This is a genomic window from Caballeronia cordobensis, assembly GCF_001544575.2.
Lineage (GTDB): Bacteria > Pseudomonadota > Gammaproteobacteria > Burkholderiales > Burkholderiaceae > Caballeronia > Caballeronia cordobensis.
The window spans coordinates 411,228-426,851 of the sequence record NZ_FCNY02000006.1 but is presented as its reverse complement, the minus strand read 5'-3'; the positions used below and the strand labels follow the sequence as shown (position 1 = coordinate 426,851).

The 15,624-nt window shown below is 64.0% G+C and carries 12 protein-coding genes; 1 reads left to right on the top strand and 11 read right to left on the bottom strand.

Annotated features, from left to right (window positions below; all coding sequences use genetic code 11):
- Positions 1–116: 116 nt before the first annotated feature.
- The 4 genes from AWB70_RS14590 to AWB70_RS14570 all read right to left on the bottom strand — a co-directional run bounded on the left by AWB70_RS14590 (position 117) and on the right by AWB70_RS14570 (position 6,851).
- Positions 117–548 (bottom strand): DUF3597 domain-containing protein, encoded by a 432-nt coding sequence (locus AWB70_RS14590; protein WP_045460897.1) that lies wholly within the window; start codon positions 546–548, stop codon positions 117–119.
- Positions 549–603: 55 nt separating this feature from the next.
- A complete protein-coding gene (locus AWB70_RS14585) occupies positions 604–3,336 on the bottom strand; it encodes an ATP-dependent Clp protease ATP-binding subunit (protein ID WP_053571423.1) in 2,733 nt (910 codons plus the stop codon).
- A gap of 879 nt (positions 3,337–4,215) precedes the next feature.
- A complete protein-coding gene (locus AWB70_RS14575) occupies positions 4,216–5,532 on the bottom strand; it encodes an MFS transporter (RefSeq protein ID WP_053571424.1) in 1,317 nt (438 codons plus the stop codon).
- 44 nt (positions 5,533–5,576) lie between these two features.
- Positions 5,577–6,851 (bottom strand): glucarate dehydratase family protein, encoded by a 1,275-nt coding sequence (locus tag AWB70_RS14570; protein WP_053571425.1) that lies wholly within the window; start codon positions 6,849–6,851, stop codon positions 5,577–5,579.
- 167 nt (positions 6,852–7,018) lie between these two features.
- On the opposite strand from AWB70_RS14570, the gene AWB70_RS14565 reads away from it, so the two are divergent.
- Entirely contained in the window at positions 7,019–7,723 is a 705-nt protein-coding gene (locus tag AWB70_RS14565; protein ID WP_014252432.1) for a GntR family transcriptional regulator, read from the top strand.
- A 6-nt stretch (positions 7,724–7,729) separates the two neighbouring features.
- On the opposite strand, the gene AWB70_RS14560 is transcribed toward AWB70_RS14565, so the two are convergent.
- The 7 genes from AWB70_RS14560 to AWB70_RS14530 form a co-directional block, all read right to left on the bottom strand.
- Positions 7,730–8,992, bottom strand: a complete 1,263-nt coding sequence (locus AWB70_RS14560) for an aromatic ring-hydroxylating oxygenase subunit alpha (RefSeq protein ID WP_014252433.1) — start codon at positions 8,990–8,992, stop codon at positions 7,730–7,732.
- Between the two features lie 117 nt (positions 8,993–9,109).
- Entirely contained in the window at positions 9,110–10,036 is a 927-nt protein-coding gene (locus AWB70_RS14555) for a LysR substrate-binding domain-containing protein (protein ID WP_014252434.1), read from the bottom strand.
- 7 nt (positions 10,037–10,043) lie between these two features.
- Complete coding sequence (locus AWB70_RS14550) at positions 10,044–11,045, bottom strand: LysR family transcriptional regulator (protein WP_053571426.1); 1,002 nt, start codon at positions 11,043–11,045, stop codon at positions 10,044–10,046.
- 49 nt (positions 11,046–11,094) lie between these two features.
- Entirely contained in the window at positions 11,095–11,865 is a 771-nt protein-coding gene (locus AWB70_RS14545) for a pyrroline-5-carboxylate reductase (RefSeq protein WP_053571427.1), read from the bottom strand.
- Positions 11,866–11,880: 15 nt separating this feature from the next.
- Positions 11,881–13,374 carry an aldehyde dehydrogenase gene (locus AWB70_RS14540; protein WP_053571428.1) on the bottom strand — a complete coding sequence of 498 codons (1,494 nt, stop codon included), beginning with the start codon at positions 13,372–13,374 and terminating at the stop codon, positions 11,881–11,883.
- Between the two features lie 17 nt (positions 13,375–13,391).
- Complete coding sequence (locus AWB70_RS14535) at positions 13,392–14,723, bottom strand: NAD(P)/FAD-dependent oxidoreductase (RefSeq protein WP_053571429.1); 1,332 nt, start codon at positions 14,721–14,723, stop codon at positions 13,392–13,394.
- 9 nt (positions 14,724–14,732) lie between these two features.
- Positions 14,733–15,620, bottom strand: coding sequence for a dihydrodipicolinate synthase family protein (locus AWB70_RS14530; protein ID WP_053571430.1), 888 nt, complete (start codon positions 15,618–15,620; stop codon positions 14,733–14,735).
- Between the last annotated feature and the right edge of the window lie 4 nt (positions 15,621–15,624).

The window sequence follows — 15,624 nt, the reverse complement described above, 5'->3', positions numbered from 1 at the left end:
GAGTCGTGCGCTGTACTTGCTCATGAAAAAACACCCCAAATCGTTGAACGGGTGTCCAACTTTTGGGGTGCAGTTCACGCGGGCCGGGGCTTCGACGTTCAGGCGCGAAAGACCGTTCAGTTTTTCAGATCGTCGGGCACCTTGCCGCCGTTGTCCGCGAGCTTCTGCATCACCTGCTTGTGCAGCCAGATGTTCATCGCGGCGGAGTCTTCGGTGTTGCCGCTGTAATGCAGTTCCGTCGCCAGTTCCTTGCGCGCGGAGAGGCTGCTGTCGAGACCGAGCAGCTTCATCAGATCGACGATCGACGTGCGCCAGTTCAACTGCTCGCCGTGGCTCGCCTGCATCTGCGTGAGCACCGCTTCGACGTCCACGGGCTGCGTCGGCGCGGCGGATTGCGCCGGCGTGGACGCAGCCGTCGATGTGGCCGGCGCAGCGGGCGCGGCGGCCGTGCCCGAAGCGGGCGCCGCAGCCTGGCCCGCCGGCGCGCCCGCCGCGGCCGCATCGTGATGGCCGAAAATCTTGTTCATGATGTTGGAAAAGATGCTCATGACGCCTCCTTGTTAAAGTGAGTTCCCGCTATGCGCAAGCGCCGTGCCGAACCGCCTACGGAGTGGCCGGCGTGCCTTCTCCCGGCTTGTTCGCCAGCCCCGGCGCATCCACTATGAACGCGAGTTGCTTCGCCTCTGTGTCATACCGGCAATGTACTTTCGCCCCTTCCGCCACGTCGCCGCGCAGCATTTCCTTCGCCAGCCGGTTCTCGATCAACTGACGAATCTGTCTGCGCAACTCGCGCGCGCCGAACTCCGGCCGGTAGCCGACTTCCGCGAGATGATCGACCACCGATTCGTCGAAATCGAGCACGATGTCCTGGCTGTGCGCCATCCGCTGCACCTGATCGAGCAACAGCCGCACGATATGGCGCACTTCATCGCGCCCGAGCGAGCGGAACAGAATGATGTCATCGATACGGTTCAGGAACTCCGGCCTGAAATGCTGGCGCAGCACGCTCATCACGCCGCTTTGCAGGGATGCGTCGGCGTCCGTTGCGCTTGCCGTGAAGCCGAGCGTCGCGCGCTTTTGCCCGGCGATCACGTCTGAGCCGAGATTGCTCGTCGCGATGATCAGCGTATTGCTGAAATCGACGACGCGGCCCTTGCCGTCGGTCAGGCGGCCATCGTCGAACACCTGCAGCAGCACGTTGTACACGTCGGGGTGCGCCTTCTCGATTTCGTCGAGCAGGATCACGCTATACGGGCGCCGCCGCACGCGCTCGGTCAACTGACCGCCTTCGTCGTAGCCGACATATCCCGGCGGCGAACCGATCAGCCGCGACACCGCGTGGCGCTCCATGTATTCGCTCATGTCCACGCGCAGCATCGCGTCCTCGTCGCCGAACACGACTTCCGCGAGCGCCTTCGCAAGCTCGGTCTTGCCGACGCCCGTCGGCCCGAGAAACAGGAACACCGCGATCGGCCGGTTGCGCCCCTGCAAGCCGGTGCGCGCGCGGCGCACGGCATCCGACACGGCCTCGACCGCCTCGTCCTGCCCGATCACGCGCTTGTGCAGGCGCTCCTCCATGTTCAGGAGGCGCGCGCGCTCTTCCTCGGTCAGTTGCGCCACGGGAATGCCCGTGAGCGTGGCGACGATCTCCGCGATCTGCGCGACCGTCACCGTCGAGGTATTCATGCCGATGCGCTGCTTCCACGTATCCGTGTTCTCCTGCAACGCCTTTTCCTTCTGCGCGATTTCGCCGTCGAGCGAGTGCGCGCGGTCGAACTGCTTGCGCGATGCCGCATAGTCCTGCTCGCGGCGCAATTGCGCGAGTTCGGATTCCAGTTCGAGGATTTCCGCCGGGCGCGACGTCGCCGAAAGATTGACGCGCGCGGCGGCCTGATCGACGAGATCGATCGCCTTGTCGGGCAGAAAACGCCCGGTGATGTATCGATCCGACAATTCCGCCGCGCCGACGATGGCATCGTCCTGAATCGTGACCTTGTGATGCGCTTCGAGCCGGTCGCGCAGGCCGCGCAGAATGTTGATGGTCTGCGCGACGGTCGGCTCCGCGATCAGCACGGGCTGAAAGCGCCGCTCCAGCGCGGCATCCTTCTCGATGTGCTTCTGGTACTCGGCAAGCGTCGTCGCGCCGATCAGGTTCAGCTCGCCGCGCGCCATCGCCGGCTTGAACACGTTGGCGATATCGAGCCCGCCCTCGCCGCCGCCCTGCCCCGCGCCGACGATCGTATGCACTTCGTCGACGAACAGCAGCAGCGTGTCGCGATTCGCGGTGATTTCCTCGACGACCTGCTTCACGCGCTCCTCGAACTCGCCGCGAAACTTCGCGCCCGCCACCATCGAATTCACGTTCAGTTCGACGAGCCGCTTCTCGCGCAGGGATTCGGGCACGTCGCCGTTGACCATGCGCTGCGCGAGCCCTTCGACGACCGCCGTCTTGCCGACGCCCGGCTCGCCGATCAGCACCGGGTTGTTCTTGCGCCTGCGCGCGAGCACTTCGACCATCGTTTCGATTTCGCGCGCGCGGCCGATGACCGGATCGAGATGCCCCTCGCGCGCGAGCGCGGTGAGATCGCGGCTGAACTTGTCGAGATTGGGCGTGCGCGAGGGCGGCCCTTCGCCGCGCGGCGGACCGCCCGCGCCGACGGTCTGCGCGGTCTGCTGCCTGAGCGCCTGCGGATCGACGTTCATCTTGCCGAGCAACTGGCCCGCGAAGCTGTCGGGCACTTCGGCGAGGCCGATCAGCAGATGCTCCGGCGCGACATAGCTGTGACGCAGTTGCCGCGACGCGAGAAACGCACGATCGAGCGCGCTCTTCAGACGCGGCGAGACGGCGATCATGCCGTCCGTGGGCGGCCGCGTGCCGTCGCGGCGCTGCGCGTTGGCGTCGATGTAGGCGCGAATCCCCGCCGGATCGATGCCGATGCTGTCGAGTATCGACCCGATGACCGCGTTGTTCGCCAGCTCGTAGAGCAAATGCTCCGTATCGACGTGCGGGCAGCCGGACTGCACGGCGCGCTCGGCGGCGCGCATCAGCATTTCCTTCGCGCCGTCGCTGAAATAGCGGTCGATATTCGCGCCTTCGGTTTCGTTGAGCCGCGCCGCCGTGGCCTGATCGGGCGGCGCGGCGGCTTCGGGCGCGGGGGTGTCGGCGGACGCGCCGCCCATGAAGAGCGATTCGAGCGGCGAGAGCGCGCGCTGATGACGCGTCAACTGAGCATAGTGAAAATCGCATACGTCGATGACGTGGCGCCGGCCGTTGCGCAGCACGGCGAGCCGCACCGTGGCGGGACGCGCGGCGCAGACGTCGCACAAGTGAGCCATGTTCGGAGTCCTCGATCGTTGGGCGTGCGCCCGGAGATTGAAGGGGGTGCAACCGGTGTTCCAGCGACGCGGAATAAGGCTTGCTTGATGGCCTTGGCTGTCGGAAGCAGCACGAAACACGATAACGCGATTTCCCCACCCTCACAGCAACCCTGCCAAAGCGCGCTCATGCGTGGTTGCATGAGTTACGAGCAGATACTGTTCCCCTTCGGAAGGCTTTAGCGTTGGGTCCCGTATTCGCGTCGGTCTATTAGCACTGCCCCTGTGCGGGGCGGCACCTACTTTCTTTGCTGCTGCAAAGAAAGTAGGCAAAGAAAGCAGCTATCCCCATCCAAAGTGCTTCACACCGGCCGCGGCACAGGCGATTGGCTGAATGGAACCCAGAGTAGCGAGTGCCCTCGTTGCCGTGCCGGGCTTGGATCGCGCACGGTCTGACAAGCCATAACTTTGATCGCACTGGTGCAGCACGAAATAGCACCGGCACAGCGCTACGCGCTGCCGTCGGGTATGCAAGGGACACCACGCGCATGCACCCGCACACGCAGATGCACACGCATACCCGCGTGACCGGTCGGCCGCGAAGCGGGCCGGAGCCATTTCGTGCTGATCCAGTATGTTGTGCGGCGCGACGAGTCAGACCGTGCGCGATCCAAGCCGCGCGCGTTTTGTGGGGGCACTCGCTACTCTGGGTTCCATTCAGCCAATCGCCTGTGCCGCGGCCGGCGTGAGGTGCTTAGGCTGGGGAGAGCTGCTTTCTTTGCCTACTTTCTTTGCAGCAGCAAAGAAAGTAGGTGCCGCCCCGCACAGGGGCAGTGCTAATAAACCGACATGAATGCAGGATTCCACGACAACAACAACAACGCCACTTCAAATCGAGTCTTACTTCTGCACACCTGGCCGCAGGCCAGCCCCCCCTCGCCCCACCTTCGGCGCGATCCGCGCAAAAAACACCACCCCCGCCGCCAACACCGACATCGCCGCGAGCCCGGTCAGCCCGCCCGTAATCGAACCAGTCTTCTGCTCAAGAAACCCGAAGGTCGCCGGCGCGACGAAACCCCCGAGATTGCCGATCGAATTAATGAGCGCAAGCACAGGCGCCGCGATACGCGCATCGAGATACCCTTGCGGAAGCGGCCAGAACAGCGACGACGCCGCCTTGAAGCCGATCGCCGCAAAGCAGATCGCGACGAACGAATACACCGGGCTGCCGAGGCCGGCCGCATACATACCCGCCGCCGCGATCAGCAACACGCACGCAACCCACGCCTGCTGGAACTTGAAGCGCGCCGCGAGCGCCGCGAACAGATACATCGCGACGATCGAGATCAGCCACGGAATCGAGTTGAACAGGCCGACCTGGAAATCGTTCAGATGCCCCATCTTGCGGATGATGCTCGGCAGCCAGAACGTCGCGCCGTAGATCGTCAGCGAAACGGAGAAATAGATCAGGCAGAAGATCAGGATTTGCGGATCGCGCAGCAGCGCCCATGCCGACGGCGTCTTCACATGCACGGCATCGCGGCGGCGCTGTTCGTCTTCGATTTCGCCGACGATCGCTTCCTGCTCCTCACGCGTGAGCCATTTCGCATCGCGCGGCTTCGAATCGAGCCAGAACCACACGAAGCCCGCGAGCACCACCGAGGCCATGCCTTCGATGATGAACATCCACTGCCAGCCATGAAGGCCCACGCCCTGAATCAGCATCAGTCCGCCCGAGATCGGGCCGGAGAACACCGACGCCAGCGCCGAGCCGCTCAGGAAAATGGCCATCGCCTTGCCGCGTTCGTCGCGCGGCAGCCATTGCGTGAAATAGAACACCACGCCCGGAAAGAAGCCCGCTTCGGCCGCGCCGAGCAAAAGGCGCATGGCATAGAACGAGGTTTCGCCCTGCACGAAGGCCATGCCGGTCGCGGCCAGTCCCCACGTGATCATGATGCGCGTGAGCCACGCCTTCGCGCCGAAACGCTGCATCAGCATGTTCGACGGCACTTCGAACACCGCGTAGCTCACGAAGAAGAGTCCCGCGCCCAGCCCGTAGGCCGCCGCGCCGATGCCCAGATCGGCGCTTAAATGCTGACGCACGAAACCGATGTTCACCCGGTCGATGTAATTGACGATGAACATCACGACGAAAAGCGGCAGCACGTGCCACTTGATCTTGCTGACGGCGCTCGACAGCGCGCTGGAACTGCTCATGAGGTGTCTCCTGGATGGGCGCTGCGAACGCTGTTTTTTTCGACTTAGAAGCGCGGATTCTTGCCGGTGAACTCCGGCTGATACTTGCGCATCTGCGAAAGGTCGTCGCGATTGCGCACGCCGCACGTCTTGTACTGCTCGTGCAATTCGGCAAGCTTCGCGCGGTCGAGCTCGACGCCCAGACCCGGCGTGGTCGGCACGCGCACCGCGCCGTTGTCGAACACGACGCGCCCGCCCTTGATGACTTCTTCTTCCTGCCACGGGTAATGCGTGTCGCACGCATACGTGAGGTTCGGCACGCTCGCCGCGACGTGCGTCATCGCCATCAGGCTGATGCCGAGGTGCGAGTTCGAATGCATCGACATGCCGAAGCCCCACAGCTTGGCCATGCGCGCGAGCGTCTGCGTGGCGCGCAGGCCGCCCCAGTAATGATGATCCGAGAGCAGCACTCTGATCGAGCCCATGTTGCAGCCGCGGCGGAAGTCGTCCATCGTCGTGATGACCATGTTGGTCGCGAGCGGCAGCTTGGTGTGCTTCTGCAATTCGGCCATGCCTTCGAGGCCGGGGCACGGGTCTTCGTAGTATTCGAGGATCTCGTCCAGCTCGGGCGCGGCCTTGATGCTGGTTTCGAGCGTCCAGTTGGCGTTCGGATCGAGACGCAGCGGCATGCCCGGAAACGCCATCGAGAGCGCCTTCATGCAGGCGATTTCATGCGCGGGCTCGAACACGCCGCCCTTCAGCTTGATGCTCTGAAAACCGTACAGATCGATCATGCGGCGCGCCTGCGCCACGATCTGCTCCGGGCTGATGCCCTCGCCCCACGCATCCGGCGCATACGGCTTGTCGATATGCTCCGCGTACTTGAAGAACAGATACGCGCTGTACGGCACGGCGTCGCGGACCTTGCCGCCCAGCAGATCGACGACCGGCGCGCCCACGATCTGCCCTTGCAGGTCGAGCATCGCCACTTCGAGCGTGCTGATGACCTTCGGCGCGTTCTTCGCCGCATGCGAGCCGGGCGCCAGTTCGAATTCGACTGCGCCGGGCGTCGCCTTGATCGTCGCGCGCACGCGTTCTTCCATCTGATTCAGGTCGAAGGGCGACAGGCCGATCACGAGATCTTTCGCCTGATCGAGCACGCGCAGCATCGGCTCGTCGCCATACGTTTCCGAGATGCCGACGCGCCCGTCGCTCGTCTCCAGTTCGACGATCGCGCGCAGCGCCCACGGCTCGTGGATGCCCGCGGCATTGAGCAACGGGCCGTCGCGAAAGGCGATCGGCGTGATTCGAACCTGTTTGATGGCGATATCGCGGGACATGAAGGTTTCTTCCGGAAGTAGCGAGAGTAACCGCATGGTAAAGCACTAATACATTAGTGCGTCAGTCGGGTTAACGCCGATGCGTACGGATACGCCTCAGGCTTACCGATCGGGCCTTCGCGCGGCTATAGTACTAATGTTTCAGTCGCCTTTCGTCCGGGTCCACCATGAATAATGCCGCTTCTTCCGCCTCGGTTCATCGCCTCGACCGGTCCCGCCACGCCGCGCCGCAAGTGTTCGAGCGGCTGCGCGAGATGATCCTGTCGCTCGAACTGGCGCCGGGCACGGTGCTGTCGCGCACCGAACTCGCGACCCGCTACGGCCTGAGCCAGACGCCCGTGCGCGACGCGCTGATGAAGCTCGGCGAGGAAGGGCTCGTCGATATCTTTCCGCAGCACGCGACGGTCGTGAGCCAGATCAGCGTGGCGTCGGCGTTGCAGGCGCACTTCCTGCGCCGCTCGATCGAGCTGGAGGTCGTGCGCACCCTGGCGCGCGAGCACAAGGCGTCGCTGATCGCGCGGCTGCGCGCGACGATCGCGGAACAGATGGAATGGCTCGATCCGCAGGACGTCGAGCGGTTTTCAGCGCTCGATCAGGCGTTTCACCGGCAAATGTACGAAGCCGCGGGCGTGCCGCAGTTGTGGGATCTGGTGCGCAGGCTGAGCGGCCACATCGACCGGCTGCGGCGGCTGCATCTGCCGGTCGAGGGCAAGACGATGGCCGTGGTGCGCGACCACACCGAAATTGTCGATGCGATCGAAAAAGGCGACGTCGAGGCCGCCGATGCTGCGTTGCGCAAGCATCTTTCCGGCACGCTGAGTCAGGTGGACGAGATTCGCACGCGCCACCCGACTTTCGTCACCGATCACTAAGAAGCTTCAGACGCCGTGCGCGTTCAGGCGCGCGGCATACCAGCGCGAGAACTGATCGACATAGCTCTCCGTGAATTGCGAAAACACGCCCGGCTTGTAGGCCGGATCCTGCGTGCCTTCGTGCGTGATTTCGACCAGATGCTTGTCCTGCGCGTTGGTCGCCATCCACACTTCGGTCAGATCCTTGATCTGATAATCGACGCCTTCGACGGCGTCCGCATGCACGAGCCATTTCGAGCGCACGAGCGTCTTGTCCGGCGCAAGCGGGATGATGTAGGACACCACCGCGTGATCGCTCATCACGTGCGTCCACGAGTTGTGCGTCCACAGATGCGTGTCGCCGAGATCGCGCCGCGTGAGATCGCCGAAGAGTTTCTGGCACGCGACCTTCGTGCTGATCGTCTGCGATTCGCCGTGACCCGCGATCACGAGCTGCTGCGTTCTGAATTGCGTGACGGCGTCTTCGTCCAGCCATTCGACGGTCGCGCTCGTGAAGCCGTCGCGTTCCCAGCTCGCCTGACACGCCGCGTTGCGTTCCTTGTAGGCTTCGAAATCGCGCAGCGATTCCTCGGTGAGATTGTCGGTGCAAAAACCGAAATCTTCGGGCAGGAACGACGCGGTCAGTTCCGGATGTGTCGCCGCGCAGTGATAGCACTCGCGGTTGTTCTCGATCACGAGCTTCCAGTTGCCCTGCTCGACGATCTCCGACTCGAACGCGATTTTCGTATTCGTCAGGTCGTACGGCGCGAAGCGAGGCGCCATCGCGTCTTCGAGCTTCGAGATGTCGGCGGGCGCTTCATCGGCGAGACACACGAAAATATGCGTGCCGACGATACGCGTATGCACCGGCATCAGGCTGCGGCACGTCGGGTCGAAATCCTTGCCCATGTGCGAGGCGTGGCGCAGGCTGCCGTCGAGATCGTACGTCCACTGGTGATACGGGCACACCAGCATGCCGACGGTCGACTTGCCCGCTTCTTTCAGACGCGCGCCGCGATGCCGGCACACGTTGCGATACGTGCGGATGTTCTCGTCGTCGTCGCGAACGATGATGACCGAAGCGCGGCCAATATCGACGGTCGATACGTCGCCCGGCTCGGGCACGTCCGAGGTCACGCCGACCAGAATCCAGTGCTTCTGGAAAAACACGTCGACGTCTTTCTCGAACACGTCCTGCCGCCCGAAAAGCTCGCCCGGCATGCCATGCCCGGGTTCGCGGCTGCGGATCAATTCGCCGTGAGACTTGAATTGGATTTGCACTTCGGACATCGTCGTTCTCCACGTTCAGGGGAGCGGGACTTCGAATGGCCCCGCGATATCCGAGAGTATTGGATCGCGCGAAAACAGCGTCAATGCGCTTTATTTTCGGCGTCGAATTACTTTGAGTTATGCGTCGGCGCCTTCACGCAGCCAGTTGATCAGGCCGTCGATCGCGGGCGTGATCGTACGGCCGTGCGGCACCACGACGAAGTACGATTCGGGCGGTTTGAACGACGCCACCGGCAGCCTGACGAGCTCGCCGCTCGCGAGCAGATCGTGCACGAGGCGGCCCCATCCGAGCGCGACGCCCTGACCGTAGCGCGCGGCCTGGATCGCGTCGGTATAGAGGCTGCAGCGCAGCGCGAAATTCAGCCGCATCGGACGAAAGCCCACCGCGTTGAACCACGCTTCCCAGCCCATCCAGCCTTCGGTGGTCGAATCGGATTCGACCAGCACGGCGCTCGCGAGCGCCTCCAGCGTGTCCGGCTCGGAACGTGCCGCGAGCCACGCCGGCGAGCAGACGGGAAACACTTCCTCGTCGAAGAGCAGCATCGCCGTGCCGTCGGGCCAGGTGCCGTTGCCGAAGCGCACGGCGACATCGATTTCCTTGTGGCGCAGGTCGGCCGTGAACATCTGCGTGGACAGGCGCAGTTGCAGATCGGGATGCGCCGCCTTGAGCGACGCGAGGCGCGGCAAGAGACGGAAATGCGAGAACGCGGACGTGGCCGCGAGCACGAGTTCCTGTTGCACGGGCCCGCGCGCGAGGCGGTCGAACACGCTCGCGATTTTCTGCATCGATTCGGCGACGACGCGGTACAGCGCCTCGCCTTCCTCGGTCAGTTCGATCGCGCGATGCAGACGCCGGAAAAGCCGCTGGCCGAGCGTCTCTTCGAGAAACCTCACCTGCCGGCTCACGGCCGCCTGCGTCACGCCCAGTTCGTGCGCGGCGAGCGTGAAGCTGCCAAGCCGCGCGACCGCTTCGAACTCGACGAGCGCCGTCACCGACGGAATCAGCCGCCGGTATCCCTTGGGTTTTTCGATGGCCGTTTTCATGCCGCGCTCACAGCACGGCCTTCGATTCGGCCGCGGGCCATCCCTGCATCATCGTTGCGATTTCTTCGTCGAGCCACTGGCGAAACTGCAGGTACTCGGGGCGCGTCTTCGCGTTGCGATGCGTGATGATGTAGTGGTGACGGTCGTGGAAGACGAGCGCATCGTCCACGGGGCGCACGAGCTTTTTCTGCTCGACCTGACGATGCACGAGATGATGCCAGCCGAGCAAGGTGCCCTCACCCGCTTCGGCCTGCGCCACCAGCAAGCGATAGTCGTTGCTCTCCAGATCGTCGTGCTGGTCGAGACGCTCGGAGCCGTCGCCTTGCTGATACCAGTTCTTCCACACGCGCCAGTCGACGTGCTCGCACACTTGCGCACGCCCGAGCAGCGAAAGGCTCAAGGTGGGATGCGCGAGCAGATCGAGCGGCTTTAACGTGCGCCCGTGAAAATAGCGCTCGTGAAACGGCACGCTGCACACCGGATAGACGATGTCGTGAAAGAGCGGCTCGACTTCGTATTCCTGCTCGCGCGGCGGATTCTTCGTAATGATGACATCCGGCTCCATGAGATCGTCGAGCTCCATGAAGTGCTCGGTCACCATCACATGAAGGCGGATGTTGGGAAAGCGCTGGCGAAAGGCGGGCAATCGGAACGAAAGCCACAGCGCCGAGAACGTATGCGAGATGCACAGCGTGAGCGCGTGACGATCCACGCGCCTCACCGCCTGCGCCGCCTCCGCGATATTCATGATCGACAGATACGACGCGTTGTAGAGAATGCGGCCCGCGTCGGTCAGCGCAATGTGCCTGCCCGTGCGCTCGAACAGCGCGACTTCGAGCGTGTCTTCGAGTTCCTTGATCTGCCGGCTCACCGCCGCCTGCGTGACGCACAGCACTTCCGCAGCCTGCGTGAAACTTTCATACCGCGCCGCGGTGACGAAGCACCGGAGCGCGCGCAGCGAGGGCATCTGGGCGAGAAGCCTGTCCGCGAACTGCTGTTTCTTCTGCATGTGAATCACCTTCCAGGGCTGGCGATTTATCGAATTTTATTTTGCCCGCTCATCCGCGCCCTTGAACGCGGCGCATGATCTTGTCGAGCGCCTCCGAATAATGCGCGAATGTGCCCCGCTCCGACAACTCGCGCCAAAGCTGCTCGTTGAGGCCGCCGGGCGTGCTCGCGTGCCCGATCATCGCTGAAAAAGGCGTTTCGCCTAGCGTCGTTTCGTGAGCAAGCCCCACATGATAGCCCGCCAAAAACGAACGGGCCGACGCATACGGCAGCCCTTGCGCGACGAGCCACGACGCCTGCTCCTCCAGGAGCGCAAAGAAGCTCGCCATGGTCGCGGTGACGGCGGAGAGCGCGTCGAACTGATGCTCGTCGTCGACTTCGACCGCTTCGCCGAGGGGCGCGAAAATCGCCTCCGCGATGCGGTCGCGCGGGCAGATCGCCGTGCTGCCCTTGCCCACCGCGACCGCCGGAAGCGGCACCGCGCGCACCACGCGCGCCGAATGGCGCACGAGTTCGCGAATCCGGTCGAGCGCCATGCCCGCAATGACACTGACGACGTGATGCCGCGCATCGAACGCGAGCGCGCCCAGAACGTCAGGCGCGATCTGCGGCACGACCGCGAGGCACACGACGTCCGATGTATCGAGCACGTCCTGATTGCTATCGCACACCTCGACGCGCGCATCCAGTTCGGCCAGTTGCGCCGCGATCCGCGCATTGCGCGGCGATAACGCGATGCGTTCGAAAGGAACGCCGAAACGGATCATGCCGGTCACGATCGCCTGAGTGATCGTGCCGGTGCCGATGAAGCCAATGCGCATAGTGCCTCGTCTGACTTAGTCGAGCTTGAGCCAGGTCGTCTTCAGCTCGCAGTATTGGTCGTGCGCGTAGACCGATTTGTCGCGTCCGCCGAAACCGGACTGCTTGAAGCCGCCGAAGGGCGTCGAGAGATCGCCTTCGCCGAAGCAGTTGACGGTCACGGTGCCCGCACGAATGCGCGCCGCGACTTTGTGCGCCTGATTCACATTGTCGGTCCACAGCGATGCCGCGAGCCCGTAGCACGTATCGTTCGCGATGCGCACGGCCTCGTCGATATCAGCATATTCGATAAAACACACGACCGGGCCAAAGACCTCGTCGCGCGCGATGCTCATGTCGTGCGTGACGTTGTCGAAGATAGTCGGCTCGACGAACCAGCCGCCCGATTCCTTGAGCGTGGCGTTGCCGCCGCAGACGAGGCGCGCGCCTTCGGCCTTCGCCTTCTCGATGTGGCTCAGCACCTTCTCGTAGTGCTTTTCCTCGATGAGCGAGCCGAGCTTCACGTCCGGGTCGAGCGGATCGCCGGTTCTCCAGCCTTCCAGCACGGCCTGCACCTTTTGCAGCAGTTCGGCCTTCTGACTCGAATGAACCAGGATGCGCGAGCCCGCGCTGCAGTTCTCGCCCATGTTCCAGAACGCGGCGGCGACGGCCTGTTCCGCGACGGCGTCGAGGTTCGCGACATCGGGCAGCACGACTTGCGGATTCTTGCCGCCGCATTCGAGCACGACGCGCTTCAGGTTCGTATCGGCGGAATAGCGCAGGAAGCGTTTGCCGGTCTCGGTCGAGCCCGTGAACGCGATGAGATCGACGTCCGCATGCACGCCGAGCGCCTGGCCCGCGCTTTCGCCGAAACCCGTGACGACGCTGAACACGCCGGGCGGCACGCCGGCTTCGTGCGCGAGATCGGCGATGCGCAGCGTCGACAGCGACGTCTGCTCCGCGGGCTTGACGATGACGCTATTGCCCACGGAAAGCGCCGGCCCGATTTTCCACGCGAGCATGAGCGCCGGAAAATTCCACGGCAACACCGCGCCCACGACGCCGATCGGCTCGCGCGTGATCATCGACACGACGCTCGCGCCCGACGGCGAGAGCGCGTCGTAACGCTTGTCCGTGACTTCCGCGTGCCAGCGGATGCACGCGGCCGATTCCGGAATATCGAGCCCCATGCATTCGCTGATCGGCTTGCCGGCTTCGAGCGCTTCGAGCAGCGCGAGTTCTTCCGCGTTCTCGTCGATGAGTTGCGCGAGGCGCTGCAGCACCGCCTTGCGATGCGAGGGCGCGGCCTTCGACCACACGCCCGACTCGAACGCGTCGCGCGCCGCGACGACCGCGCGGTCGATATCCTTCGCGTCGCACTTCGCGACTTCCACGAGCACCTTGCCCGTGGACGGATTCAGCGTGCCGAAGGTTTCATTCGATGCCGCATTGCAGCGTTGTCCCGCGATGAACGCCCGTCCGTCGAGCGAAAGATTCTCTGCCTTGCGCTGCCATTCCTTAAGCGTCGTCATGTCATGTCCTCACAGAATCAAAGTTCGGCGCCCGCCGAAAATTCCTTCACCCAGATCGCCGCCGATACCGCGACATCCGCGATCGGCCGCATCGGCAGCGAGCGTGGATGCGGCTGCCTCAAAAGCTGATCGATCAGATCGTTCGATTGCCCCAGCGCATGCTCGGCGATGAGCTTGCCCGCCGCCGATCCGCGGCTCAAACCCAGCCCGTTGCAGCCGACGGCTTCGTACACGCCGTCCTCGCGCTGGCCGAAGAGCGCGCCGTTGTTCGCCGACAGGCACAGCGCGCCGCCCCATGTGTATTGCAGTTCGACATCCTTCAGCATCGGAAAGCGCCGGTCGAACGAGCGCTGATGCAGATGCTTCGATTTCGCCAGATCGTGTTCCGAGACGGACAGATTCGGCCGGAACGCGAAATGGTTGCGCACGCAGATGCGGTTGGTCGCGAGACGGCGCACGGTGGTGCCCATCGGGTCGGCGGGAATGAGCGCCCACGCGTTCAGGCCGCCGAGCCGGGCGATCTCGTCATCGTTCATCACGCGCGACATCGACGCGAACGTGTACACCGGCAGCAAGCCGTTCGGATGGCCGCCGAAGGTCGCCGCATAGGCGTTGGTGCACAGCACGACGTGCTTCGCCTCGATTCTGCCGTTCGCAAAATTGAGCAGCTTGACGGACCCGCGCGTTTCCATGCCCTTCACCGCGCTCATCTCGAAGATCGTCACGTTCGCGGGCTGGGTGGCCGCGAGACCGCGCATCAGCGCCGCGGGCTGGACCGTGCTGCATCCCGGCGTGAATAGCGCGCTCCGATAAAAGTGCGTGCCCGTCACCTTCCCGATAGCGGCTTCGTCGAGCCATTCGCAAGGTTCGTCGATGCGCGCGAGGCCATCGGCGAAATGTGTCAGCGCGGCATGCCCTTTCTTGTTCACCGACGCGTGATACTTGCCGTCGTCGCGCCAGTCGCATTCGATGCCATGCTGCTTCACGGTGCCGCGCACGTAGTCGATGCCGTGGCGTTGCAGCCGCACGTCCGCCTTGTCGGCCTCGACACTGCGCGAATAGCTTTCGCTGCTGATGTCATGCGGCAAATCCACGAAGAAGCCGGAATTGCGGCCCGCCGTGGAGCGCCCGATACGATCGGCCTCGACGAGCGCGATCGACGCCTCCGGCGCCAGTTCGGCGAGCCGCCGCGCCGCGCACAGGCCGGTGATGCCGCCGCCCACCACCACGTAGTCGAAGCGCTGCTCGCCCGTCACGACATTCGCGGGCGCGACGGCGGGCAAGCTTTCCCACCAGCCGTTGACGCCATCCGGTGCGGGAAACCGCACGAACTCCAGTTTCGAGGCCATGCCAGTGACTTACTGAGCGTTGCGCAGCAGGGGTTGAACGATCCTGGCGAAGGCGCTGCGTTCTTCGTCGTCGAGCGTGCCGAGCGGCGCGCGCGCGTTGCCTACGCGCGTGCCCGCAAGCTCGCAGCCATAACGCACATATTGGATGAACTTGCCGCTGCGTTCCAGCAGTTCGAGCACCGGCAGCAGTTGCGTCATCAGCTTGCGGCCGGTCTTGAAGTCGCCCTCTTTCACGCACGCGTCGAGCAGCGCCGTATGCGCTTCCGGCAGGAAGTTCGACGCGCCCGCCACCCAGCTTCGCACGCCCCACGCGAAGAATTCGAGCGCCTGATCGTCCATGCCGCAACTGAGCACGAAGCGCTCCGGCAGATGCGTCGCGAGATGATGCAGATGCGCGATATCGCCGGTGCTTTCCTTCATCGCGGCGAAGTTCGGGCGTTCGAGCAGCTTGTCGAGGACTTCATCGCCGATGGCCGTGCCGGTGCGCGCCGGGAAGTTGTACAGCATGACCGGCATGTCGAGCGCGTCGTCCACCTTCAGCAGGTGAGCGAGCAACTCCTGCTGCGTCGGCTGCGCGTAGTACGGCGCGGCGACCAGCAATGCGTCATAGCCCGCGCGCTTCGCTTCCTTGCCGAGCCGCAGGACTTCGTTCGTCGTGGTCGCGTTGATGCCCGCGGTGAGATACGTCTTGCCGCCGACCGCGGATGCCACCGTATCCAGCGTCTTCACGCGCTCTTCGAAGCTGAGCGCATAGTACTCGCCCGTCGTCCCGCCGACGCCCAGGCCCGCGACGCGGCCGACGAGACTGGCGGCATGCTTGCCGAGCATGTCGTAATCGATTTCGCCGTCGGCCTTGAAGGGAGTGACCAGCGGGGTGTGTACGCCTTCGAAGCTCATGTTC